This window comes from Rhizobium sp. BK112 (genome assembly GCF_014193215.1).
GTDB classification, from domain to species: domain Bacteria; phylum Pseudomonadota; class Alphaproteobacteria; order Rhizobiales; family Rhizobiaceae; genus Rhizobium; species Rhizobium anhuiense.
Map to the genome: position 1 here is coordinate 208,194 of NZ_JACHYZ010000004.1, position 25,204 is coordinate 233,397.

Genomic DNA, 25,204 nt, shown 5'->3' on the forward strand with positions numbered 1-25,204 from the left:
TATCCAGGTACCATGCACAACCTGGGACAGTTGCACGAAAGATTGTCCGCCGCCTTCGGTGGACCCGCCGCCAAGCCGCATGAAGAGCGGATCGGGGCCATCTTTTCACGACCGAAAGCATCGGCACCCCGGGGAACCGAAGACTGCCAGAACGGGCCTGCCGCGACGCGGCGCTTGCTGTTCTACTGGCTGGGCGGCGCCGGCCTGCTTGCCGCAACGATCCTGATGCTGCTTGCCCATGCCGGCGATCCGCTGCTGCTTTCGGGCGGTCTCGTCGTTCTTGGCCTTGCCGTCATCGCCAGCTACGCCCTGCTGATGGTACGGTCGCGCACGGCCGGACGGCGCAACGGCAAATCCACGGATTCGAACGATGGCGCAAAGCTGTTTGCCGACGTGCACGACGTGCTCGGCGACATCACCCTCGGCCGCACCATGGACCGGCGCATCATCTCCGCCAACGACACGTTTCGCCGCCTGACCGGGCGGCTGCGTCCGGAGGGCAAAACCTGTGAGGAGATCGGGCTTGCCTTCCGCCCCGGCCCGATCCCGCACTGCTACGACGTCGAGATCTCGACGCCGGAGGGCCAGCGCATCTTCCTCTGGCGCGACGTCGTCACCCGTGACCCGGCAAACGGTCGCCTGCTGCTGCAGAGCGTTGCCCGCGACGTCACCGACGAGCGGCTGATCGCACAGGGCCGCGAGGAGGCGCGGCAGAAGGCCGAATATAACAGCGCCGCCAAATCCAGGCTGCTTGCCACCGTCAGCCACGAGGTGCGCACCCCGCTTTCCGGCATTCTCGGCATGACGCATCTGATCGCCGAGACGCGGCTGACGCAGGAGCAGCAGGACTATCTGGCGAACATCCGCCAGTCTGGCCACGCGCTGACCCAGCTGGTCGAGGACCTGCTCGATTTCTCCACCATCGAAGTCGGCCGCTTCGCGCTGCACCCGCGCTCGGAATCGCTGCGCAAGCTTCTGGAAAGCGTCGTCGAGATGCTCGCCCACCGGGCGCATGAAAAGGGTATCGAGATCGGCGCCACCGTATCGTCCGACGTGCCGGAGAATATGAGCTTCGATCCGGCGCGGCTGCGCCAGGTTCTCTTCAACGTCATCGGCAATGCCGTGAAATTCACCCAGGTCGGCGGCGTTTTCATCCGCGTGTCGCTCGACGCCGGCGATCTGCTGATCACCGTGACCGACAGCGGTCCCGGCATGACGGCCGAGGAACAGGCGCGCGTCTTCGGCGAATTCGAGCAGGGCGGGACCTTTGCCGACAAGAGCAGCGGCACCGGGCTCGGCCTTGCCATCTCCGCTCGCATCATGCGCGAATTCAACGGCGCGCTGACGGTTGCCAGCGAAAAGGGCAGAGGCAGCGAATTCACCATCCGCTTCCCCGTCGACATCGGCAGCGAGCGCCCCGACCGGCGAAACACGCTGCTTGCCGGCAACAGCGTCGTGCTGCTGGCGCCGGCAGGTGCGGCCCGCACCGCCATTGCCGAGACGATCAGCACACTCGGCGGCTTCTGCCATCTCGTCGGCGATGGCGAAACGGCGCGGGCAACGCTGCTAGGCTTGGCAAAGAGCGGAAAGCGGCCGACGGATATCATCATCGACCACCGGATGTCGGCGGAATTTTCCGCCCATCTTGCCGACCGCGCCGACATCGCCGCTCTTGGCCTGCGCAAGGTCCTGCTCGTCAATCCGGAAGAGCGCAGCGCCCATCCGCTCGACCTCTTCGACGCCTGGCTGATCCGGCCGCTGCGCGAGCAGTCGCTGATCGACGTGCTGCGCGGGCGCATGCGCGGCATGGAGAAACGCGACGCGCTGAACGACAACCAGCCGGGCTTCGGCCTTTCGGTGACGGAGACGCTGGTTGCGGCGAGCGGGCTCAGCATCCTGCTCGGCGAGGATGATCCGATCAATGCCATGCTGGTGCGCGTCGTCCTGGAAAAGGGCGGGCACAAGGTGCGCCATGTCGAGGATTTCGAGTCGCTGCTCGACTATGCGCTCTGCGAAGCGAATGCCCGGCCCGACATCATCATCAGCGACCTGTCGATGCCGGGCGGGAACGGCATCGACATGCTGGGGCGCCTGCGGGGCCATGAAAGACGGCTCGATCTTGCCCCGGTGCCGGTGATCGTTCTCACCGCCGACAAGAGCGACGAATCACGCCGGCAGGTCTTGCTCAACGGCGCCAACCGCGTCATGGTTAAGCCGGTCGACCCGGTGCGGCTGCTGACCGAAGTTCAGGCTGTCGCCGCACTTTCCGCCCGCCGTGCTGAGGCGCGGTAAGGCGCGTCGAAACCGGTACGCTCCTTGCGTTTGGGAAATTCAAAATGTCACTTTCCTGTCGTATAGAAGTGTTTTATGGCGTCGATAAGCCGGCAACGGGAGAATCGCCATGTCCGCCATCGACATCCTGAATCGTGACACCACGGCGGAGGCTGCGCGACCTTCGACGGCTGCTGCACAGAAGGACGGCGACATTCTCGGCCGCATCGGCAATCTGGAGACTCGCCTGGCCCGCACGGCACGAGAGATCGATGCCGCCCAGGCTGTGCGCTACCGCGTCTTCGTCGACGAAATGAAGGCGCAGCTGCCGCTGGAGGCCATGCGCCGCCAGCGCGACGTCGACGCGTATGACGCTTTCTGCGACCATCTTCTCGTTCTCGACCGTGCAATCGAGGGCGATCCGGAAGACCAGATCGTCGGCACCTACCGGCTGTTGCGCCAGGATGTCGCCATCGCCAATGGCGGTTTTTACTCGGCTTCCGAATTCGAGATCGAGGGCCTCATTGCCAAACATCCGGATAAGCGCTTCATGGAACTCGGCCGTTCCTGTGTGCTGCCGGAATATCGCACCAAGCGCACCGTCGAACTTCTGTGGCAGGGCAACTGGGCCTATGCGCTGAAGCACGGCGTGAGCGCCATGTTCGGCTGCGCTTCCTTCCCCGGCGTCTATCTGGAAAGCCATGCGCTGGCACTGTCCTTCCTCTACCACAATGTGCTGGCGAAGAACGAATGGGCCGTCGGCGCCCTACCGGACCTCGCCCGCAACATGGACCTGATGCCGGTCGAAGCCATCAACCCGAAGCGGGCGCTGATGGCCCTGCCGCCGCTGATCAAGGGCTATCTGCGCCTCGGCGCCATGGTCGGCTCCAGCGCGGTCATCGACCATGCCTTCAACACGACCGACGTGCTGATCGTGCTGCCGATCGCCAGCATTTCCGACCGCTACCTGAATTATTACGGCGCCGACGCCGGCCGCTTCGCGAGCTAACTTGGTCTACTTCGAGTGACGATCGTCCGTCACAGATCGGCTCGCCTTCTGGTGTCCGACGGGTTCTCTCCATAGGCCGCCCGATAGGTTGCCGCAAAGCGGCCAAAGTGAAAGAATCCCCACTTCAAGCAGATGTCCCGCAATGGCTGCCGGTTTGAAGGATCGCGCAGATCCTCTCGCACCGCCTGCAAGCGGATCGTCCTGAGGTAGGCAGCCGGTGTGGTTCCCTTGAAGGCACGAAAACCGCTTTCAAGCGCGCGAATAGAAATGCCGGCCGCCTCCGCGACGCTCTGCATCGTCAACGGCTGTGCGATGTTCGCATGCATGAATTCAACTGCCCGACGGACATGCCGGGGTGCGATCAGGTGGATTTTCCTGTCGAGAAGGTGCGAGAGCCGATGAGGAACCGAGCGCACCAGCAGATCGGCAAACCCCTGGGTCAGGTTCAACATGGCGATTGGCGAGTGAAGGAGCGGCCCGTTGTTGCGCATGCCGATGATGATCGTTTGGGCGAGGCTGCCGATCAACTGTCCGGCTGCGGTGGAAAGATCGACGAGCGGCGCCAGGTCCATTGGCCCGGTCAGGGGTGTCTCCAGTATGGAGGCGACGGTTTGAGCGATGATCGTCCAGTTCAGGCTCAGTGTATCCGACCGGTGAGGCGCTGCCCGTACGGAAACCCGTTCCGGCTCGAGATTGTTCATCAACAAGAGCCGCCCAGGTGTCCCTTGGATCACGTTCCGACCCAGCGTTACATCCAGAGCGCCCCTCCGCGGCATGATGATTGCCAGCGTTTCCGGCGTTCCATGGGCCGTTCTTGCACCCCAGCCGCCGGAATCCTGGTTGCTGACCAGCGACAATCTTTCATCACCCCAGAAGCCAACCTTCCAGTCGAGCGGTTTCTCCCGACCATTGCGCCATGCATCGAACGAACCGAACCCCCTGGTCAGAGCCTCGACCATATCGTCGAAGGTTGCCCCCTGAAATCGGGCGATGAAATTGGCGGATGCGTTTTCTGGCATGGGACACCAACCGGCTGATATCAAACAACTGAGCTGCAAAACCGCATCGATTGCCCGCGGTCTTTCAATGTCCCTGCGGGCAAATTATGCCGCCCCCTACAGGCCTATTGTATCAAAAGTATGACTTATCGGAAGAGCAGACTTCATCAGCTGCCACGAAAACTTGTGCCCGGCCGACGGGCAGTCGGCCGGGCACGGAATGCCGTCTCATATGTCGCAAGAGGCGCGTTTACGAACCCGCCCCATAGGCGGCGATCGCCGCCATGTTGACGATGTCGGAATCCTTGGCGCCCATCGCGGTGATCTGCACCGGCTTGTCGACGCCGACGAGGATCGGACCGATCACCGTGGAGCCGCCAAGTTCTTGCAGCATCTTGGTCGAGATCGAGGCCGAGTGGAAAGCCGGCATGACGAGCACGTTGGCCGGGCCGGACAGGCGGCAGAAAGGATATTGCTCCATCACCTTGCGGTTCAGAGCGACGTCGGCCGCCATCTCGCCGTCATATTCGAAATCGACGCGACGCTTGTCGAGGATCTTCACAGCCTCGCGCACCCGCTCGGAGCGTTCGCCCGAGGGATGGCCGAAGGTGGAATAGGCAAGCAGGGCGACGCGTGGCGAATAACCCATGCGCCGCGCCAGACCCGCGGCCTCCTCGGCAATATCGGCAAGCTGCTCGGCCGTCGGCATGTCGTGCACCGCCGTATCGGCCACGAAGACCGTGCGGCCGCGGCAGAGCGCCAGCGACACGCCGATGATGCGGTGGCCGGGCTTCTCGTCGATGCAGCGGCGTACATCCTCGAGCGCCGTCGAATAATTGCGGGTGATGCCCGTCACCATGCCGTCGGCGTCGCCGAGCGCCACCATGGTGGCGGCGAAGTGGTTGCGGTCGTTGTGGATCAACCGCTGGGCATCGCGATAGAGATAACCGTGCCGCTGCAGCCTCGCATAGAGATAATCGACATAGGCCTCAATGCGGGTGGAGATACGGGCATTGACGATCTCGAGGCCGGGCCGGTTGAGATCGATGCCGGCGCGTTCCGCCGTCGCCCGGATCAGATCCTCACGGCCGAGCAGGATGGCGGTGCCGAGCTGCTGGTTGGCATAGGAAAGAGCTGCGCGCAGGACCTGTTCTTCCTCGGCCTCGGCAAAGACGATCCGCTTCGGGCGGCGGCGGACACGCTCGTAGAGGCTGGCGAGCGTCGAGGCGATCGGATCGCGGCGTGCCGACAGCTCGCGGGCATAACCCGCCATGTCGGTGATGACCTTGCGGGCGACGCCGCTTTCGATCGCAGCCTGCGCGACTGCCACCGGGATCGCCGAGATCAGGCGGGGATCGAAGGGAACGGGAATGATGTATTGCGACCCGAAACGCGGCCGGTTGCCCTGATAGGCGGCGACAACGTCATCGGGCACGTCCTCGCGGGCCAGGTTTGCCAGCGCATTGACAGCGGCGATCTTCATCGCATCGTTGATTGTCGAGGCACGGACATCGAGAGCGCCGCGGAAGATATAGGGAAAGCCGAGGACGTTGTTGACCTGGTTCGGATAGTCCGACCGGCCCGTCGCCATGATGGCGTCGTCGCGGATGCGGGCGACCTCTTCCGGCGTGATCTCGGGATCGGGATTGGCCATGGCGAAGATGATCGGCCGCTCGGCCATCGAGCGGATCATCTCGGCCGAAAACGCACCTTTCTGCGACAGGCCGAAAACGACGTCCGCGCCCTGCATCGCCTCTTCCAGCGTGCGTGCGTCGGTCTTTGCCGCATGCGCCGATTTCCACTGGTTCATACCCTCGGTGCGACCCTGGTAGATGACGCCCTTGGTGTCGCAGAGGATGACATTGTCAGGGGCAAACCCCATCGCCTTGATGAGTTCGACGCAGGCGATCGCCGCAGCACCGGCACCATTGCAGACGAGCTTTGTCGTCTTCAGGTCGCGGCCGGTCAGCTCCAGCGCGTTGATCAGGCCGGCAGCGGCGATGATGGCCGTTCCATGCTGGTCGTCATGGAAGACGGGAATGTCCATCAGCTCGCGCAGCCGGCTTTCGATGACGAAACAATCCGGTGCCTTGATATCCTCGAGGTTGATGCCGCCGAAGGAAGGACCGAGGAAGCGCACGCAGTTGATGAACTCGTCGACATTTTCCGTATCGATCTCGAGGTCGATGGAATCGACGTCGGCGAAGCGCTTGAAGAGCACCGCCTTGCCTTCCATGACGGGCTTGGAAGCCAGCGCGCCGAGATTGCCGAGACCGAGGATTGCCGTGCCGTTGGATATGACGGCGACCATATTGCCGCGCGCCGTGTAATCATAGGCCGTCTGCGGATCGGCGGCGATCGCCTTCACCGGCACGGCAACACCCGGCGAATAGGCCAGCGAGAGATCGCGTTGCGTCGCCATCGGCTTGGTCGGGTTGATCTCCAGCTTGCCGGGCCGGCCCATGGCGTGAAATTCGAGCGCCTCCTGGTCGGTAACAGAGGTCACCGGCCGGTCCTTCTTATCGATATCGGGCATAAATCCTCCAACGTCCTGTGGGCGACGCTTTGCTCTTCCTCAAATGCTGTTGTCATCTATAGCGGCGGGCGGATAGGGTTGGCACCTGTTTTTTTGGGAAAAACTCCACCTCCGTGAACGCACGAATAGACACAGGGAATGAAGCCTTTTCGGCTGCCGAGCTCGCCACGGCGGAAAGCCGTGCCTCGGCGACGCCGATGATGGAGCAATATATCGAGATCAAGGCGAACAATCCGGGTTCGCTGCTCTTCTACCGGATGGGCGATTTCTACGAGCTGTTCTTCGAGGACGCGCTGGAAGCGTCGCGCGCGCTCGGCATCACGCTGACGAAGCGCGGCCAGCACATGGGCCAGGATATCCCGATGTGCGGCGTTCCGGTGCATGCGGCCGACGATTATCTGCAGAAGCTGATCTCGCTCGGCTTCCGCGTCGCCGTCTGCGAGCAGATCGAGGATCCGGCCGAAGCGAAAAAACGCGGCGCGAAATCCGTCGTCAAGCGCGACGTCATCCGCCTCGTCACCCCCGGCACGATCACCGAGGAAAAGCTGCTTTCGCCCTCGGAGTCCAACTATCTGATGGCGCTGACCCGCATTCGCGGCGGGGCCGAGCCCTTGCTGGCGCTTGCCTGGATCGATATTTCCACGGGCGTCTTCCGGCTTGCCGAAACCGAAGCCTCTCGGCTGCTGGCCGATATCCTGCGCATCGATCCGCGCGAACTCATCCTGCCCGACACGATCTTCCACGATCCAGAGCTCAAGCCGGTCTTCGACGTGCTCGGCCGGACAGCCGTACCGCAGCCTTCCGTGCTCTTCGACAGCGCCAGCGCCGAGGGCCGGATTGCCCGTTATTTCGGCGTCGCGACGCTCGACGGCTTCGGCACCTTCTCGCGCGCCGAACTCGCGGCAGCGGCAGCTGCCGTCGCCTATGTCGAGAAGACGCAGATCGCCGAGCGCCCGCCGCTTGGAAAACCGGAGCGGGAAAGTGCGGCTTCGACGCTGTTCATCGACCCCGCCACGCGCGCCAATCTGGAACTTGCCCGCACGCTTTCGGGTGATCGCAATGGTTCGCTCTTGAAAGCGATCGACCGCACCGTCACCGGCGGCGGCGCCAGGCTTCTCGCCGAGCGGCTAATGTCGCCGCTGACCGACCCTGCCCGTATCAATGCGCGGCTCGATTCGATCGGTTTCCTGATCGACGAACCCCTGTTCTGCGGCAATCTGCGCGACACGCTGAAACATGTGCCCGACATGCCGCGTGCGCTGTCGCGCCTCGCACTCGACCGCGGCGGCCCGCGCGATCTCTGGGCGATCCGCCAGGGCCTGGAAGCGGCGGCGGGACTTGCAGGCCTGCTCGACAAGGCGATGCTGCCCGAAGAGCTCGGCCAGGCATTGTCCGGGCTGCAGGCGCTTCCCGCAGCCTTGGAAAAGCTGCTTGCCGAAACGCTTGCCGATGAATTGCCGCTGTTGAAACGCGACGGCGGTTTTCTGCGCGACGGCGCCAGCGCCGAACTCGACGAGGTCCGGGCGCTGCGCGACCAGTCGCGCCGGGTCATCGCCGGCCTGCAATTGCAATATGCCGAGGAAACCGGCATCCGGTCGCTGAAGATCAAGCACAACAATATCCTCGGCTATTTCATCGAGGTCACCGCCGGCAATGCTGCGCCGATGACCGATACGGCGGAGGCCAAGGCGCGCTTCATCCACCGCCAGACAATGGCGAGCGCGATGCGCTTCACCACCACCGAACTTGCCGATCTCGAAAGCCGCATCGCCAATGCCGCCGACCGGGCGCTTTCGATCGAACTTGCAGCCTTCGACAGGATGACGGCGGCCGTGGTTGCGGAAGCCGAGGCGATCAAATCGGGCGCGAAGGCGCTTGCCGTCATCGACGTCGCCGCGGGCCTGGCGCTTCTCGCCGAAGAGCAGGCCTATTGCCGCCCGCAGGTCGACGGCTCGAAGATGTTTGCCATCGAGGGCGGGCGCCATCCGGTCGTCGAGCAGGCGCTGCGGCGGCAGGCGGGCGGGCCCTTCGTCGCCAATCATTGCGATCTGTCGCCGAAGACCGGCGACCGGGACGGGGCGATCTGGCTCTTGACCGGCCCGAACATGGGCGGCAAGTCGACCTTTCTGCGCCAGAACGCGCTGATCGCTATCCTGGCGCAGATGGGCTCCTTCGTGCCGGCGACATCAGCCCATATCGGCATCGTCGACCGGCTTTTCTCCCGCGTCGGCGCCTCCGACGATCTGGCGCGCGGGCGCTCCACCTTCATGGTCGAGATGGTGGAAACGGCTGCGATCCTCAACCAGGCGAGCGACCGTTCGCTCGTCATCCTCGACGAGATCGGCCGCGGCACCGCCACCTTTGACGGCCTGTCGATCGCCTGGGCGGCCGTCGAACACCTGCATGAGGTCAATCGCTGCCGCGGCCTCTTCGCCACGCATTTCCATGAGCTGACCGTGCTTTCGGAAAAGCTTGGCCGGCTGTCGAACGCCACGATGCGCGTCAAGGAATGGGACGGCGACGTCATCTTCCTGCACGAGGTCGGGCCGGGGGCGGCGGATCGCTCCTACGGCATCCAGGTCGCGCGCCTTGCCGGGCTGCCGGCCTCGGTCGTGGCGCGGGCCCGCGACGTGCTTACCCGTCTGGAAGATGCTGACCGCAAAAACCCGGCGAGCCAGCTGATCGACGACCTGCCGCTCTTCCAGGTGGCGGTGCGCCGCGAGGACACGGCCCGCGGCCCGTCCAAGGTCGAGGAGGCGCTGAAGGCGATGAGCCTTGACGATATGACGCCGCGCGAGGCAATGGACGCACTTTACGACCTCAAGAAGAAACTGAAATAGGAGCGGCGCGCCATGTTCATGGAAAAACTGGTTCGCGAAACCGAGCGCCTCTCGCTCATCTGCTCCATGCTCGACACGATGCGGCGCGCCGATAAGGACCGCAATGCGCGTGGCTGGACCTCGCCGATCGGCATGCTGAAAATCACCCGCTGCTGCGCCGTGATCTGCGAGCTCGGCTCCGCGATCGCCAAGGCGGGTTATCGCGAATGCGACAGGCAGACGATCGAGGAGATCATGGGCGAGACACGCCAGGTGCTGCATTTGCTGAATGCGCGGGCCGCCAGCTGAAGTTTTCGCAAAAAGCCCGCGCCTTGCGTCAAAGCGCCCTCGCCTCTTGCCGTGAACCAACACCATTTCGCCAAATTTAAAGGTTCTTGCAGTATGAAAGCCCGTGTCAATCGCCGGGCAAAGGGGCTATAGCGCATGCAGACGAAACAAGCGGCAGACCGTGAACCGGCAGTCCGGCATGAACAGGAAACCGCCCCGGCGACAGCGATGCGCGACCTCGATTTCTCCAATATCCTCGATGTCGAATTGCTGCAGAAGCAGTGCGACGCCGTTGCCGAGGCCAACAGCAACCGGCCCGACCTCCTGCGCGCCGATCTTCTGGCGGTGCTGAAAAAGGCGAGCGCGGAAGGCCGGCAGAAGGCGCGCGCCGCCCTCTTGGCCGACGGCGGTGGGCTCAATTGCGCCTACCGGATTTCCTGGCTGCAAGACCAGATCATCACCGTCCTCTACAATTTTGCCACCGCCCATATCTTTCCGCGGCAGAAGGACAAGTTCGCGGTCACCGCCGTTGGCGGCTATGGCCGCGACACGCTGGCGCCGGGTTCGGATATCGACCTGCTCTTCCTCTTCCTGCCGAGACCGGCCGAAGAGACGCACAAGGCGGTCGAATTCATGCTCTACGTGCTCTGGGACATGGGCTTCAAGGTCGGCCACGCCACCCGCACGGTGGAGGAATGCATCGCGCTTTCTAAATCCGACATGACGATCCGCACCGCTATCCTCGAGATGCGCTATATCTGCGGCCTGCAGCGGCTGGAAACCGAACTCGAGACCCGCTTCGACAAGGAGATCGTCACCGGCACCGGCCCGGAATTCATCGCCGCCAAGCTTGCCGAGCGCGACGAGCGCCACCGCAAGGCCGGGGACACACGTTATCTCGTCGAACCGAATGTCAAGGAAGGCAAGGGCGGGCTTCGCGACCTGCACACGCTGTTCTGGATCTCGAAATATTATTATCACGTGCGCGACCAGGCGGAGCTGGTCAAGCTCGGCGTGCTGTCCAAACACGAATACCGTCTGCTCGAGAAAGCCGACGATTTTCTCTGGGCGGTGCGTTGCCATATGCACTTCCTGACCGGCAAGGCCGAGGAGCGCCTGTCCTTCGACATCCAGCGCGAGATCGCCGAAGCCTTCGGCTATCACACCCGCCCGGGCCTTTCGGCCGTCGAGCGCTTCATGAAGCACTATTTCCTGGTCGCCAAGGATGTCGGCGATCTCACGCGCATCCTCTGCGCCGCGCTCGAAGACCAGCAGGCGAAGACGATCCCCGGCCTGACCGGCGTCATCAGCCGCTTCACCCATCGCAACCGCAAGATCGCCGGCAGCGTCGAATTCGTCGAAGACCGCGGCCGCATTGCGCTCGCCGATCCGGAAGTCTTCAAGCGCGATCCGGTCAACATCATCCGGCTCTTCCACGTCGCCGACATCAACGGGCTGGAATTCCATCCGGACGCGCTGAAACGCGTCACCCGGTCGCTTGCCCTGATCGATAATAGCCTGCGGGAAAACGACGAGGCGAACCGCCTGTTCATGTCGATCCTGACGTCGAAGCGCGATCCGGCGCTCATCCTGCGCCGCATGAACGAGGCCGGCGTGCTCGGCCGCTTCATCCCCGAATTCGGCAAGATCGTCGCGATGATGCAGTTCAACATGTATCACCACTATACGGTCGATGAACATCTGATCCGCACCGTCGACATTCTCTCCGAGATCGACAAGGGGCGCGCCGAGGAGCTGCATCCGCTTGCCAACAAGCTGATCTCGGGCATCGAGGACCGCGAGGCGCTTTATCTCGCCGTTCTTCTCCACGACATCGCCAAGGGCCGCCAGGAGGATCATTCGATCGCCGGCGCCCGCGTCGCCCGCAAACTCTGCGCCCGCTTCGCCCTGTCGCAGAAGCAGACCGAAATCGTCGTCTGGCTGATCGAGGAACATCTGACGATGTCGATGGTGGCGCAGACCCGCGACCTCACCGACCGCAAGACGATCACCGATTTCGCCGACCGGGTGCAGTCGCTCGAGCGGCTGAAGATGCTGTTGATCCTGACGATCTGCGATATCCGCGCCGTCGGTCCGGGCGTCTGGAACGGCTGGAAGGGCCAGCTGCTGCGCACCCTCTATTATGAAACTGAATTGCTGCTCGCCGGCGGCTTTTCCGAGGTTTCCCGCAAGGAGCGGGCCAATGCCGCCGCCGAGGCGCTGCATGCGGCCCTTGCCGACTGGAGCCAGAAGGACCGCAACACCTATACGAAGCTGCACTACCAGCCCTATCTGCTCTCCGTGCCGCTGGAAGACCAGATTCGCCACGCGAATTTCATCCGTCAGGCCGACAAAGCGGGCCAGGCGCTCGCCACCACGGTGCGGACCGACAGTTTCCATGCGATCACCGAGATCACCGTGCTGTCGCCCGACCATCCGCGGCTGCTCGCCGTCATCGCGGGCGCCTGTGCCGCGGCCGGCGCCAACATCGTCGACGCGCAGATCTTCACGACATCGGACGGGCGGGCGCTCGACACCATCCATGTCAGCCGCGAATTTCCCGACGATGCCGACGAGCTGCGCCGGGCCGCGACGATCGGCCGGATGATCGAGGATGTGCTTTCCGGCCGCAAGCGGCTGCCCGAGGTCATCGCCACGCGCACGCGCAACCGCAAGAAAAGCAAGGCCTTCGTCATTCCGCCGTCGGTCAACATCACCAACAGCCTGTCGAACAAGTTCACGGTCATCGAGGTCGAATGCCTCGACCGGCCGGGATTGCTGTCGGAAATCACCGCCGTGCTCTCCGATCTGTCGCTCGACATCCAGTCGGCCCGCATCACCACCTTCGGCGAGAAGGTGATCGACACCTTCTACGTCACCGATCTGGTCGGCCAGAAAATCTCCGGCGACAGCAAGCGCGCCAACATCACCGCCCGGATGAAGGCGGTCATGGCCGAGGAGGAAGACGAGCTGCGCGAGCGCATGCCTTCCGGCATCATCGCGCCGGCCGCCACCGCCCGGACCCCGACTTCCGCCGAAAAGAAAGCCGGTTCCCCCATATGAGCATGAGCCCCAACGCATGAGCCTCGTCAAGAAATTCGCGACCGTCGGCGGCGCCACCCTCGGCAGCCGCATCTTCGGCTTCGCCCGTGAAACGCTGATGGCGGCGGCGCTGGGCACCGGACCGATGGCCGACGTCTTCTACGCCGCCTTCCGCTTTCCGAACCTCTTCCGCCGGCTGTTTGCCGAGGGCGCTTTCAACGCCGCCTTCGTGCCGCTCTTTGCCAAGGAGATCGAGGCGAACGGCACGGAGGGCGCCAAGCGCTTTTCGGAAGAAGTCTTCGGCGTGTTGTTTTCGGTGCTGCTGCTCATCACCATCGTGATGGAGCTTGCCATGCCGCTCTTGGTGCGCTTCGTCATCGCGCCGGGTTTTGCCGACGATCCCGACAAATTCTCGATCACCATCCGCATGGCGGCGGTGATGTTTCCCTATCTGATGTGCATGTCGCTGACGGCGATGATGAGCGGCATGCTGAATTCACTGCATCATTTCTTCGCCGCCGCCATCGCGCCGGTTTTCCTCAACGTGGTGATGATCGGGGCGCTGTTTTATGCGCTCTATACCGGCGCCGATCCGCTGGCGACGGCCTGGTATCTCTCCTGGGGCGTTCTTGCCGCCGGCGTGCTGCAGCTCGCCGTCGTCTATGTCGGCGTGCTTGCGGCCGGCATGAGCATCGGCTTCCGCTTCCCGAAGATGACGCCCAACGTCAAGCGGCTGCTGATCCTGGCGGTGCCGGCCGCGGTGACCGGCGGCATCACCCAGATCAACCAGCTGATCGGCCAGGCGATCGCCTCCTCGCGCGACGGCGCCATCGCAGCGCTGCAATATGCCGACCGCATCTACCAGCTGCCGCTCGGCGTCGTCGGTGTGGCCGTCGGCGTCGTGCTTCTGCCGGAGCTTGCCCGGGCGCTGAAGGGCGGCAATTTGCGCGAGGCTGGAAACCTGCAGAACCGCTCGATCGAATTCGTGCTGTTCCTGACGATTCCCGCCGCCTTCGCGCTCTGGATCCTCTCCGACGAGATCATCCGCGTGCTCTATGAGCGCGGCGCCTTCCATCAGGAAAACACCGCCGTCGTCGGCGCGATCCTGGCGATTTACGGCATCGGCCTGCCGGCCTTCGTGCTGATCAAGGCGCTGCAGCCGGGGTTTTATGCCCGCGAGGACACCAAGACGCCGATGCGCTTTTCGGCCATCGCAGTCGCCACCAACTGCGCCACGGCGCTGACCCTCTTCCCCTATATGGGCGCGCCCGGCATCGCCGTTGCCGAAGCCACCGCCGGCTGGATCAGCACCGTGCTGCTGTTCACCACGCTGTTGCGCCGCGGCCATCTGACATGGGAATGGGCGCTGGCAAAACGCGCCGCCCTGTTGGTCGTCGCCGCAGCCGTCATGGGGGCGGCCATCGTCTTCCTCAAGCAATATTGGGCGCCGTGGCTCGCCTCCGGCGCGCCGCTTCTCACCAAGATCGGCGCCCTCGGACTGCTGATTGCGATCGCCATGCTGGTCTATTTCGCCGCCGCCTTCCTGATCGGCGGGGCGGATCTCGGCATGATAAGGCGCAATCTGAACCGCAAGCCGGCCCCGGCAGAAGACGCGTAATCGCGCTGTAGCGCATCGGCCCGAAAATCGGAATCGATTTTCGGAAAGCGCGATGCGAAGATTGAAAGTGTTAGAGCGTCCTTTGTGCGTCCGAAAGGACGCACGGCGCTCTAGCAGTCGACCCAGCGCCTTTGCGGTCCGACGTCGACATGGACGATGCCATTGCAATAGGTGCCGATGCCGCCGATGCCGGGCGCACTTCTTGCCGCCGCGATGATGGTGCGTTCCGAGAGACCGGGCATCCTGATATCGGCCGCCAGGCATTTCCCATGTAGGGAGCCATGGCGGCGGGGATGCGGTCTGTGGCCAGAGGTTATTACCGGGCGTCGCCCGGTCTTTGCGGCAATATGCGACAGGATCGCCCGCAGCCGTTCGGGAAAGCAGCCGGCCCGGACGCTGACGGTCTGCACGGTGTAGGCGGTGCGCGCCTCATGTTGGGGAAGATGGACGGCGTGCCTTTTGATCTCTTGACCGACAGCACCCGTTGCTGATTGTAGGGCGAAAAGGCCTGCCATGGCGAGCAAAGTTGCGTTCTGCATGGTCGCTCCGATCGGCTATCCGGCGACCCCAACGGCACCGGCATCAGGCGGAGGATTTTCAGTTCAAAAAAAGCTTTTCTGTGAAATTATATACTCAATTGTGAGTAAATAGCTTGATCAATTCGGCTTAAAATAACGGATATTTCCGATCCAAAATGGAATAAACGTCTCAATCGGGAGATAGACATGACGATCCAGTCGCTTTTCCTCGTCACCCTCGTGGTCGACGACTACGACCGCGCCAAGACCTTTTATTGCGATGCCCTCGGCTTCGACTGCCTGCAGGATGAGCGACAGCCAGAGGGCAAACGTTGGGTGGTGGTGAAGCCCAAGGGCGAAGACGGAGCGGCGTTTCTGCTGGCGCAGGCGGCAAATGCGGCGCAGCGGGCGGCAATCGGCAATCAAACGGGCGGGCGTGTCGGCTTCTTTCTGAAGACCGACGATTTCATGCGCGACCATGCCGCGATGCTGGCCGCCGGCGTGCGTTTTCTGGAGGCGCCGCGCCATGAGCTCTACGGCACGGTCGCGGTCTTTGCGGATCCCTACGGCAACACCTTCGATCTGATCCAGCATCACGCGGCCTGAACCCCTTGATTGCGACCGGGCGGCCGTGCATAAGCCGCGGCGTTAGCAACATGGGTGAAAACCCTGCCGCATAACGCAGCAATTTGAACTGTTACAGCGTCCTTTGCGCGCCTGAAAAGACGCGCGGCGCTGTGGGCCCTCCACCAGCCTATTGAGGACGACATGAGCGAATTCAAGAAACTCGTATTCTCCGGCGTGCAGCCGACCGGCAATCTGCATCTCGGCAATTATCTCGGCGCGATCCGCCGGTTCGTGGCGCTGCAGGAAGGCAATGACTGCATCTATTGCGTCGTCGACATGCATGCGCTCACCGCCCAGCTCGTGCATGAGGACATGCCGAGCCAGACGCGCTCGATCGCCGCCGCCTTCATCGCCGCCGGCATCGATCCGGAAAAACATATCGTCTTCAACCAGTCGGCCGTGCCGCAGCATGCCGAACTCGCCTGGATCTTCAACTGCGTCGCCCGCATCGGCTGGATGAACCGCATGACGCAGTTCAAGGATAAGGCCGGCAAGGACCGCGAGCAGGCCTCGCTCGGGCTTTACGCCTATCCGAGCCTGATGGCGGCCGACATTCTCGTCTATCGCGCCACCCATGTGCCAGTCGGTGAGGACCAGAAGCAGCATCTGGAGCTTGCCCGCGACATCGCGATGAAGTTCAACCTCGATTATGCCGAGCATATCGGCAGGACCGACTACGGCATCGACATCACCGTCGGCAACGAGCCGGTGCACGCCTATTTCCCGATGGTCGAGCCGCTGATCGGCGGACCGGCGCCGCGGGTCATGTCGCTGCGCGACGGCACCAAGAAAATGTCGAAATCCGATCCTTCCGACCTGTCGCGCATCAACCTGATGGACGACGAGGACGCGATCTCGAAGAAGATCCGCAAGGCAAAGACCGATCCGGACGGTTTGCCGAGCGAGGTCGACGGGCTGCAGGGCCGTCCGGAAGCCGACAATCTGGTGGCGATCTATGCCGCACTTGCCGACAAGTCGAAGGCGGATGTGCTGGCCGAATTCGGCGGCCAGCAATTCTCCGTCTTCAAGCCGGCGCTGGTCGACCTCGCCATCCAGGTGCTGGCGCCGATCACCGGCGAAATGCGCCGGCTGATGGACGACACCAGCCATATCGACGCGATCCTGCGCCAGGGCGGCGAGCGCGCCAGGGCACGCGCCGAGGTGACGATGCGCCAGGTGCGCGACGTCATCGGCTTCCTCTACTGAGATAGATCTCCTCTTCTCCCCGCCGCGGGAGAAGAGGATTTTGTTCTCGGACATCAGGGCAAAAACTGGGCTTGCAAATTTCCCGCTTCGGGTGTCAGAGTCCGCGCCATGGTATCGAAACGACTCTCACGGCTCGAAGGTCATCGCCGCAAATTCATGGCGGTGATCGACGGTACACCCGAATGCCAACGCGCCGTTCATTATGCCGGCCGGCGCGCGAAGAATTCCAATGGCGGGCTGGTGCTGCTCTACGTCATCCCCGACGGGGATTTCCAGCAATGGCTTGGAGTCGAGGAGATCATGCGGGCGGAAGCGCGCGAGGAGGCCGAGGCGGTCGTTGCCAAGATCGCCCAGATCGTGCGCGAAACGATCGGTATCGAGCCCGAGATCGTCATCCGCGAGGGCAGTGCGGCCGAACAGATCAATACCGTGATCGAGGAAGACCGCGACGTGGCGATCCTGGTCCTGGCCGCCGGTTCGGCCAAGGAAGGCCCGGGGCCGCTGGTCTCGTCGGTCGCCGGCCGCGCCGCCGCCTTTCCGATCCCGGTCACCGTGCTGCCGGATACGCTGACCAACGAGGAAATCGACGCCCTCTGCTAGCTTTTCTTGAGTACAAGTCTCTTGATTAGCTCAGGCAATGGGCTTATCTTCTTTTGAAGAATTCTAAAGACGGCGGAGCCGACGGGCCGTCCGCATGGAGAACCAGATGTTCATTCAGACCGAAGCCACGCCGAACCCCGCCACGCAGAAGTTCCTGCCGGGCAAGGTGGTGATGGAAAACGGCACGGCCGAGTTCCGCAGCGCGCAAGAAGCTGAAGCGTCGCCGCTCGCCGCCCGCCTGTTCGAAATCCCCGGCGTCACCGGCGTCTATTTCGGCTATGATTTCATATCCGTCTCCAAGGACAATGCCGAATGGCAGCATCTTAAGCCGGCTATATTGGGCTCGATCATGGAGCACTTCATGTCCGGCAAGCCGGTTATGGGCGATGCCTCCATCCTCTCCGAAGACGCCGATGCCGGCGACGAATTCTTCGACGAAGGCGATGAATCGATCGTGCTGACCATCAAGGAGCTTCTGGAGACCCGCGTGCGCCCGGCCGTTGCCCAGGACGGCGGCGACATCACCTTCCGCGGCTTCAAGGACGGCAAGGTCTATTTGAACATGAAGGGTTCTTGCGCCGGCTGCCCATCCTCGACGGCAACGCTGAAGCACGGCGTGCAGAACCTGCTGCGCCATTTCGTTCCGGAAGTGCAGGAAGTGATTGCCGCTTAAAAATCTTGAATTCGTCCCTGTCGTTCATCTCAGGTTCGGCCAGGCGAATTTATCGATAGGCGACACTGGTTTATTCGGAAATTGATGGCATGATCATTCTGGCGCTCGACACGGCAGGTGTAGATTGCGCTGCCGGCGTCTACGACAGCGGCAGGAATACGATGCTGGGGGAGGCATCGGACATGATCGGCAAGGGGCATGCTGAACATCTGATTGGTATCGTCGATCGCGCGCTGGATCAGGCGGGACTTGCCCTTTCTGATATCGACCGGCTTGCCGTCACCATCGGTCCCGGCTCCTTTACCGGTATCCGCGTCGGTGTTGCCGCAGCCCGCGGTTTTGCGCTTTCCCTCAATGTGCCGGCCGTCGGCGTTACCACGCTCGAAGTCATGGCCGCTGCCCAGCGCGACAAGACGCCTGATCGCGCGGTGCTCGCGGCAATGGACGCCAAGCGGGACGAAATCTATCTCCAATCCTTTGCAGCCGACGGTTCTCCGCTCGACGCCCCCCGGGCGGTCAGCATTGGGGAGGCCCAGGCTTTTGCCGCCGGCTTCGACGGCGAGATCACCGGTTCGGCAACACCGCTGCTGAAGGCGGATGCCGGCGGCGATCACGCCAACCGATTCCCGATCTCCGTGGTGGCGCGCCTCGGTGCTGCCGCCTCCCCCGATTCCGGAAAGCCGAAGCCCCTTTATCTGCGCGGACCCGATGCCAAGCCGCAGGCCGGGTATGCGATTGCCCGACGAGTATGACGATGCTGGAAGCCTATCTGACGCTGAAACCGGAATTCGAAATCATCGCCATGGAGCGCGAGGATTGCCGCGATGTCGCCATCCTGCACGGCGAGCGCTTCGCCCGGCCCTGGGGCGACGGTGAATTTCACGGCCTGCTGATGCAGGACACCGTGTTCGGCTTCGTCGCGCGCCAGACCAACGCCATCCTGAAAAAGCCGCTTCCGGGGTTCATTCTTGCCCGCCATGTCGCCGGCGAGGCGGAGATCCTGACGATCGCCGTGCAGGCGAAGGTCGCCCGCGCCGGGCTTGGCTGGCGGCTGATGCAGGCGGCGATGCGCGAGGCGCGCGCCCGCGGCGGCGAGAGCATGTTTCTCGAGGTCGACAACGGCAATACCGCAGCGCTTGGCCTCTACCGCAAGCTCGGCTTCGAAAAAGTCGGCGAGCGCCAAGGTTACTACAAGCAGGAAAACGGCGCCCTCTCCACGGCGCTTGTCATGAAGCGCGTTCTTCGGTAGTTCCCTGTCAGCGAGATGACATGCAGGCCGGCGCGAACGCCGTGCGGCGTTGTCGAAACACGAATTTCTTTAAAGGCGGGCCATGTCTGATGTAGCCAAGACCCTTGAGGAGCTTTGCACCGAACGCGGCATGCGCATGACCGAGCAGCGCCGCGTGATCGCGCGCATCCTGGAAGACTCGGAAGACCATCCCGACGTCGAAGAACTCTACCGCCGCTCGGTGAAGGTCGATGCGAAGATCTCGATCTCGACCGTCTACCGCACCGTGAAACTGTTCGAGGACGCGGGCATCATCGCCCGCCACGATTTCCGCGACGGGCGCTCGCGCTACGAAACGGTGCCGGAAGAACATCACGACCACCTGATCGACCTGAAGACCGGCACGGTGATCGAATTCCGTTCGCCCGAGATCGAGGCGCTGCAGGAGCGTATTGCCCGCGAGCATGGGTTCCGGCTGGTCGACCATCGTCTGGAGCTCTACGGCGTTCCGTTGAAGAAGGAAGACCTCTGAAGCAATGGCAGCCCGGGAGACCAGCATTTGATCGCCTGGCTGCGCATCGCCTTGGCCGCTGTCGTCATTCTCGCGGCCAGCATCGTGCTGATGCCGCTGCAGCTGCTGGCGCTCTATTTCGACTGGCGGCTGCGCCGCAGGCTCCCGCGCATCTGGCACCGCATCGTCTGCTATTGCCTCGGCATCCGCGTCCGCGTGACCGGCAGGCTGGAAGACCGCCGGCCGCTGATGCTCTGTTCCAACCATTCGTCCTGGATGGATATCATGGTGATGTCGGCCGTTGCCGACGTCGCCTTCATCGCCAAGATCGAGGTGCGCGACTGGCCGATCTTCGGCACGCTCGCCAAGCTGCAGAAGAGCGTCTTCGTCGTGCGCGAGGAGAGGCGCAAGACCGGTCACCAGGCAAACGAGATCGCCGGGCGCATGGCCGACGGCGAGATCGTCGTGCTCTTCCCCGAGGGCACGACCTCGGACGGCAACCGGCTGCTGGAGGTCAAGTCTTCGCTGTTCGGCGCCGCCGCGATGGCCGTGCCCTATTCGCCAACGGGAACCGTCGTGGTGCAGCCGGTGGCGGTTGCCTATACCCGCGTGCACGGTATCGCCATGGGCCGCTATCACAGGCCGCTCGCCGCCTGGCCGGGTGATATCGAACTCCTGCCGCATCTCCTCGATATCGTCCGATGCGGCGCCATCGACGCCGAGGTTTCCTTCGGCGAGGCGGTGGATTACCGCACCGAGACCAATCGCAAGGAGGTGAGCGCGACGATCGCCTTGCGCATCCGCAACCTCCTGAACAGCCGCCTGCGCGGGAGGGAAATCTCCTGAAACAAGATTTCGATTTTCTCGGGCGGCAAAAACCACTAAATAGCGCGCCATGACACAGGACAGCGCCCTTCTCCAGGCCCCGGAGGCAATCCCCGACGGCAGCAACAGCCGCAAGGTCTTCATCAAGACCTATGGCTGCCAGATGAACGTCTACGATTCGACGCGCATGAGCGATGCGCTCGCCCGTGACGGCTATGAGCCGACCGAAGACATGGAAGAGGCGGACCTCGTTCTGCTCAACACCTGTCACATCAGAGAGAAGGCGGCCGAGAAGGTCTATTCGGCGCTCGGGCGGCTGCGCGAGATGAAAAAGAAGAAGGCGGCGGATGGCCGGGAGATGATGATCGGCGTTGCCGGCTGCGTCGCCCAGGCCGAAGGCGAGGAGATCCTGCGCCGGGCGCCTGCCGTCGACGTCGTCATCGGCCCGCAGACCTATCACCGCCTGCCGGAGGCGCTGCGCCGGGCCAAGCAGGGTCAACGCGTCGTCGATACGGAATATGCGATCGAGGACAAGTTCGAGCATCTGCCGATCGCAGAGAGCCGAAAAATCCGCGCCCGCGGCGTCACCGCTTTCCTGACGGTGCAAGAGGGCTGCGACAAGTTCTGCACGTTCTGCGTCGTGCCCTATACGCGCGGCTCGGAAGTGTCGCGGCCGGTTTCCCAGATCGTCGAGGAAGCTGAAAAGCTCGTCGAGGGCGGGGTGCGCGAGATCACCCTGCTCGGGCAGAACGTCAATGCCTGGCACGGCGCCGGGCCGGGTGGCGAGGCGTGGAGCCTCGGCGACCTGCTCTACCGCCTTGCCGAGATCCCCGGCCTGGCGCGGCTGCGCTATACCACCAGCCATCCACGCGACATGGACGACCGGCTGATCGACGCCCATCGCGACTTGAGAGCGCTGATGCCCTATCTGCACCTGCCGGTGCAATCGGGGTCGGACCGTATCTTGAAAGCGATGAACCGACGCCACACGGCGGCCGAATATCTGACGCTGATCGAGCGCATCCGCACGGTGCGGCCCGACATCGCCCTGTCTGGCGATTTCATCACCGGCTTTCCGGGGGAGACAGACAAGGATTTTGAGGATACACTCAGGCTTGTGGAGGAGGTTCGTTATGCACAGGCCTTCTCGTTCAAATACTCGACACGGCCGGGCACTCCCGGCGCGGAACTGAAGGACCAGGTGCCGGAAGAGATCAAGGCAGAACGGCTGGAACGCCTGCAAACGCTTCTCCTGAAGCAGCAGCAGGAATTTGCCGAATCCTGCATCGGCAAAGAGATCGACCTGTTGCTCGAAAAGCCCGGTCGCATGCCGGAACAACTGATCGGACGTTCTCCCTGGCTTCAATCCGTGAATGTTGATGCAAAAGCATCGCAAATCGGTGACATTATTAAAGTGCGAATCACCGGAACCGGAACGAACAGCCTGTTTGCCGAACGCGCAGAGGCTGCGGTTTAACCCAAGGAGCCCGACCGCTTGAACGGACAAGAATTGGTTTCTTCTTCACCGCGCCACCCCCGCACGCCGAGCGATACCAATCACTTCGTCCTGACGTTCGAGAACAACCGCTTCGCTAGCGAGCTCTTCGGTCAATTCGACCAGAACCTCAAGCTGCTCGAGGAACGGCTCAATATCGATGCGCGGGCGCGGGGCAATTCGGTCGTCATCACAGGCGATATCGTGACCACCAACCAGGCGCGGCGCACGCTCGACTATCTCTATGAAAAGCTTCAGAAAGGCGGCAGCGTGGAAAGATCCGATGTCGAGGGCGCAATCCGCATGGCGGTCGCCGCCGACGATCAGCTCAGCCTGCCCACAATGGAGCGCAAGGCAAAGCTGACGATGGCACAGGTTTCCACCCGCAAGAAAACGATCATCGCCCGCACCCCGACCCAGGACGCCTATATCAGGGCGCTGGAGCGTGCCGAGCTGGTCTTCGGCGTCGGCCCGGCCGGCACCGGCAAGACCTATCTCGCCGTCGCCCATGCCGCCCAGCTCCTGGAGCGCGGGGCGGTCGAAAAGATCATCCTGTCGCGTCCGGCGGTCGAAGCCGGCGAGCGCCTCGGCTTCCTGCCCGGCGACATGAAAGAAAAGGTCGATCCCTATCTTCGCCCGCTCTATGATGCGCTCTATGACATGATCCCGGCCGACAAGGTCGATCGGGCGATCACCGCCGGCGTCATCGAAATCGCGCCGCTCGCTTTCATGCGCGGCCGGACGCTGGCCAACGCCGCCATCATCCTCGACGAAGCGCAGAACACGACATCGATGCAGATGAAGATGTTCCTGACGCGTCTCGGCGAAAATGCGCGCATGATCGTCACCGGCGACCCGAGCCAGATCGACCTGCCGCGCGGTGTCAAATCCGGCCTCGTCGAGGCGCTGCAGCTTCTGAACGGCGTCGAGGGCATCTCGATCGTGCGCTTCAAGGATACCGATGTCGTGCGCCATCCGCTGGTCGGGCGCATCGTCAGGGCCTATGATTCCACCTATGCCGTCGAAGCCGAAGACGTCAGCCGGCAGGACTGATGGCCGAACTCGACATCCAGATCAGCGTCGAGGATATCGGCTGGCCCGGCGAGGAGACGCTGCTGTCGTTTTGCGAACGCGTGCTCAGCGCTGCGGCAATCTATCTCCGCGACAGCGAGAAGCAGCCCTTCCCCAAGATGCCGCCCGAGGTTTCGCTCGTCTTTACCGACGATGCCTCGATCCAGGACATCAACGCCGAATGGCGCGGCAAGGACAAGGCGACCAATGTGCTGTCGTTTCCGGCCTTTCCGGTGCAGCCCGGCAAAATGCCCGGTCCGATGCTCGGCGACATCATCATCGCCCGGGAGACGGTGGAGCGGGAAGCCCACGAGCTCGAAAAGAGTTTCGACGACCACCTGACCCATCTTCTGGTGCACGGTTTCTTGCATCTTCTCGGCTACGACCATATGAATAGTGCTGAAGCCGAAATTATGGAGGGGCTGGAGACTCGCATTTTGGCGCAGCTCGGCCTATCTGATCCCTACGAGGGTCAAGACCTTAAAATGGAACCATGAGCGACTTTACGACGAAGCCGGCGGCAGACGCCAAGGACTCCGAGCCATCCTCCTCTTCGGACGAGGCGGGCAGTAGTAGTCGGCCATCCGGCCGATCCCAATCCTTCTGGTCGCGCGCCGCGCGCATCCTTCGCCCGCAGCAGGGCTCGCGACTGCGCGAGGATCTCGCCGACGCGCTGATGACCGATGCGGCCGGCGACGACGCCTTTTCGCCCGACGAACGGGCGATGCTGCACAATATCCTGCGCTTCCGCGAGGTGCGCGTCGCCGACGTGATGGTGCCGCGCGCCGATATCGAGGCGGTCGACCAGAACATCACCATCGGCGAATTGATGATCCTGTTCGAGGAATCCGGCCGCTCGCGCATGCCCGTCTATGCCGATACGCTCGACGATCCGCGCGGCATGGTGCATATCCGCGACCTGCTCTCCTATGTCGCCAAGCAGGCGCGCAACAAGCGCCGCGGCCCGGCGAAACCGGCCGCTGGCGTACCGGCGATCGAGGTTGCGCCTGAGAACATCCAGAAGCCCACGCGTTCGGCCAAGCCAAATTTCGATCTCGCCCGCGTCGACCTGCAGAAGACGCTGGCCGAGGCCGGCATCATCCGCAAGATCCTGTTCGTGCCGCCGTCGATGCTGGCGTCCGACCTGTTGCGCCGCATGCAGGTGAACCGCACCCAGATGGCGCTGGTCATCGACGAATATGGCGGCACCGACGGGCTCGCCTCGCACGAGGACATCGTCGAAATGGTGGTCGGCGACATCGACGACGAACATGACGACGAAGAGGTGATGTTCAAGCGCGTCGCCGAAGACGTCTTCATCGCCGATGCTCGTGTCGAACTGGAAGAGATCGCCGAAGCGATCGGGCCGGATTTCGACATCAGCGAGCAGGTCGACGAGGTCGATACGCTGGGCGGGCTGATCTTCTCGGCGCTCGGCCGCATCCCGGTGCGCGGCGAGGTCGTCCAGGCATTGCCCGGCTTCGAATTCCATATTCTCGACGCCGATCCGCGCCGCATCAAGCGGCTGCGTATCACCCGCAAGCGCCATGCGATGCGCCGCCGCGCCAAGGCGGATGGCGACTCCACTCCCGGCTCCGAGACCGGCGACGACCGGCCGGCGGAATCGGCTGCCAACTAGCGCTTCGGCCCGAAAATTGGAATCGATTTTCGGAAAGCACGATGCGTGAAGGTTGGAGCGTCGCATTCCATTTGATTGATGCGATGCCCTTCAGTTGTTGGTTTTTGTGCCTGTCGTTGTCCCGGCACCGCCGCACATCTCCGGGCGACATGCATTAACATCCATTAACAGGACAAAGAGCCGCTTTTTTGAAAGACTGCGAACGGGTTGATTCGCGGTTTGATGGGAGT

21 protein-coding genes are annotated in these 25,204 nt (G+C 63.0%); 18 read left to right on the top strand and 3 right to left on the bottom strand.

Annotation, left to right across the window (positions count from 1 at the left end; genetic code table 11):
* The first annotated feature begins 12 nt into the window (after nucleotides 1-12).
* Nucleotides 13-2,292, top strand: coding sequence for an ATP-binding protein (locus FHT75_RS13685; RefSeq protein WP_028755473.1), 2,280 nt, complete (start codon nucleotides 13-15; stop codon nucleotides 2,290-2,292).
* A gap of 109 nt (nucleotides 2,293-2,401) precedes the next feature.
* Entirely contained in the window at nucleotides 2,402-3,280 is an 879-nt protein-coding gene (locus FHT75_RS13690) for a GNAT family N-acetyltransferase (protein WP_028755474.1), read from the top strand.
* A 29-nt stretch (nucleotides 3,281-3,309) separates the two neighbouring features.
* Here the strand turns inward: FHT75_RS13690 and FHT75_RS13695 are convergent, their stop codons facing one another.
* Together FHT75_RS13695 and FHT75_RS13700 are read right to left on the bottom strand one after the other, a co-directional pair.
* Nucleotides 3,310-4,299, bottom strand: a complete 990-nt coding sequence (locus FHT75_RS13695) for a helix-turn-helix transcriptional regulator (RefSeq protein WP_028755475.1) — start codon at nucleotides 4,297-4,299, stop codon at nucleotides 3,310-3,312.
* A 229-nt stretch (nucleotides 4,300-4,528) separates the two neighbouring features.
* Entirely contained in the window at nucleotides 4,529-6,814 is a 2,286-nt protein-coding gene (locus FHT75_RS13700) for an NADP-dependent malic enzyme (protein WP_028755476.1), read from the bottom strand.
* A 113-nt stretch (nucleotides 6,815-6,927) separates the two neighbouring features.
* Here FHT75_RS13700 and mutS point away from each other — a divergent pair, with 113 nt between their 5' ends.
* The 4 genes from mutS to murJ all read left to right on the top strand — a co-directional run bounded on the left by mutS (nucleotide 6,928) and on the right by murJ (nucleotide 14,581).
* The gene (gene mutS, locus FHT75_RS13705; protein WP_028755477.1) at nucleotides 6,928-9,654 is read left to right on the top strand and encodes a DNA mismatch repair protein MutS; all 2,727 of its coding nucleotides are present in this window, start codon (nucleotides 6,928-6,930) and stop codon (nucleotides 9,652-9,654) included.
* A gap of 12 nt (nucleotides 9,655-9,666) precedes the next feature.
* Complete coding sequence (locus tag FHT75_RS13710; protein ID WP_028755478.1) at nucleotides 9,667-9,942, top strand: hypothetical protein; 276 nt, start codon at nucleotides 9,667-9,669, stop codon at nucleotides 9,940-9,942.
* Nucleotides 9,943-10,077: 135 nt separating this feature from the next.
* Complete coding sequence (locus tag FHT75_RS13715) at nucleotides 10,078-12,984, top strand: [protein-PII] uridylyltransferase (protein ID WP_028755479.1); 2,907 nt, start codon at nucleotides 10,078-10,080, stop codon at nucleotides 12,982-12,984.
* A gap of 16 nt (nucleotides 12,985-13,000) precedes the next feature.
* Nucleotides 13,001-14,581 carry a murein biosynthesis integral membrane protein MurJ gene (murJ, locus tag FHT75_RS13720; protein WP_028755480.1) on the top strand — a complete coding sequence of 527 codons (1,581 nt, stop codon included), beginning with the start codon at nucleotides 13,001-13,003 and terminating at the stop codon, nucleotides 14,579-14,581.
* A gap of 110 nt (nucleotides 14,582-14,691) precedes the next feature.
* Here the strand turns inward: murJ and FHT75_RS13725 are convergent, their stop codons facing one another.
* Nucleotides 14,692-15,120 carry a YcbK family protein gene (locus FHT75_RS13725; protein ID WP_049810846.1) on the bottom strand — a complete coding sequence of 143 codons (429 nt, stop codon included), beginning with the start codon at nucleotides 15,118-15,120 and terminating at the stop codon, nucleotides 14,692-14,694.
* A gap of 186 nt (nucleotides 15,121-15,306) precedes the next feature.
* On the opposite strand from FHT75_RS13725, the gene FHT75_RS13730 reads away from it, so the two are divergent.
* The 12 genes from FHT75_RS13730 to FHT75_RS13785 all read left to right on the top strand — a co-directional run bounded on the left by FHT75_RS13730 (nucleotide 15,307) and on the right by FHT75_RS13785 (nucleotide 24,974).
* A complete protein-coding gene (locus FHT75_RS13730; RefSeq protein ID WP_028755482.1) occupies nucleotides 15,307-15,705 on the top strand; it encodes a VOC family protein in 399 nt (132 codons plus the stop codon).
* 162 nt (nucleotides 15,706-15,867) lie between these two features.
* Entirely contained in the window at nucleotides 15,868-16,932 is a 1,065-nt protein-coding gene (gene trpS / locus FHT75_RS13735; RefSeq protein ID WP_028755483.1) for a tryptophan--tRNA ligase, read from the top strand.
* 108 nt (nucleotides 16,933-17,040) lie between these two features.
* Nucleotides 17,041-17,532 (top strand): universal stress protein, encoded by a 492-nt coding sequence (locus tag FHT75_RS13740; RefSeq protein WP_028755484.1) that lies wholly within the window; start codon nucleotides 17,041-17,043, stop codon nucleotides 17,530-17,532.
* Nucleotides 17,533-17,638: 106 nt separating this feature from the next.
* On the top strand, nucleotides 17,639-18,205 hold the full coding sequence (locus FHT75_RS13745; protein WP_028755485.1) for a NifU family protein: 567 nt from the start codon (nucleotides 17,639-17,641) through the stop codon (nucleotides 18,203-18,205).
* Between the two features lie 89 nt (nucleotides 18,206-18,294).
* Nucleotides 18,295-18,957 carry a tRNA (adenosine(37)-N6)-threonylcarbamoyltransferase complex dimerization subunit type 1 TsaB gene (gene tsaB, locus FHT75_RS13750; RefSeq protein ID WP_063474773.1) on the top strand — a complete coding sequence of 221 codons (663 nt, stop codon included), beginning with the start codon at nucleotides 18,295-18,297 and terminating at the stop codon, nucleotides 18,955-18,957.
* Complete coding sequence (locus FHT75_RS13755; protein WP_174824480.1) at nucleotides 18,954-19,454, top strand: GNAT family N-acetyltransferase; 501 nt, start codon at nucleotides 18,954-18,956, stop codon at nucleotides 19,452-19,454. Before tsaB ends, FHT75_RS13755 begins: the two co-directional genes overlap by 4 nt.
* An 82-nt stretch (nucleotides 19,455-19,536) precedes the next feature.
* Nucleotides 19,537-19,965 (top strand): Fur family transcriptional regulator, encoded by a 429-nt coding sequence (locus FHT75_RS13760; RefSeq protein ID WP_007633774.1) that lies wholly within the window; start codon nucleotides 19,537-19,539, stop codon nucleotides 19,963-19,965.
* A gap of 27 nt (nucleotides 19,966-19,992) precedes the next feature.
* Nucleotides 19,993-20,790 (top strand): lysophospholipid acyltransferase family protein, encoded by a 798-nt coding sequence (locus FHT75_RS13765; RefSeq protein WP_047617195.1) that lies wholly within the window; start codon nucleotides 19,993-19,995, stop codon nucleotides 20,788-20,790.
* A 49-nt stretch (nucleotides 20,791-20,839) separates the two neighbouring features.
* Entirely contained in the window at nucleotides 20,840-22,246 is a 1,407-nt protein-coding gene (gene miaB, locus FHT75_RS13770) for a tRNA (N6-isopentenyl adenosine(37)-C2)-methylthiotransferase MiaB (RefSeq protein WP_063474774.1), read from the top strand.
* 18 nt (nucleotides 22,247-22,264) lie between these two features.
* The gene (locus FHT75_RS13775; RefSeq protein ID WP_028757284.1) at nucleotides 22,265-23,317 is read left to right on the top strand and encodes a PhoH family protein; all 1,053 of its coding nucleotides are present in this window, start codon (nucleotides 22,265-22,267) and stop codon (nucleotides 23,315-23,317) included.
* Complete coding sequence (gene ybeY / locus FHT75_RS13780) at nucleotides 23,317-23,832, top strand: rRNA maturation RNase YbeY (protein WP_028757285.1); 516 nt, start codon at nucleotides 23,317-23,319, stop codon at nucleotides 23,830-23,832. The genes FHT75_RS13775 and ybeY overlap by 1 nt, the downstream gene beginning before the upstream one ends.
* Nucleotides 23,829-24,974 carry a hemolysin family protein gene (locus FHT75_RS13785; RefSeq protein ID WP_047617198.1) on the top strand — a complete coding sequence of 382 codons (1,146 nt, stop codon included), beginning with the start codon at nucleotides 23,829-23,831 and terminating at the stop codon, nucleotides 24,972-24,974. The genes ybeY and FHT75_RS13785 overlap by 4 nt, the downstream gene beginning before the upstream one ends.
* Nucleotides 24,975-25,204 lie beyond the last annotated feature (230 nt).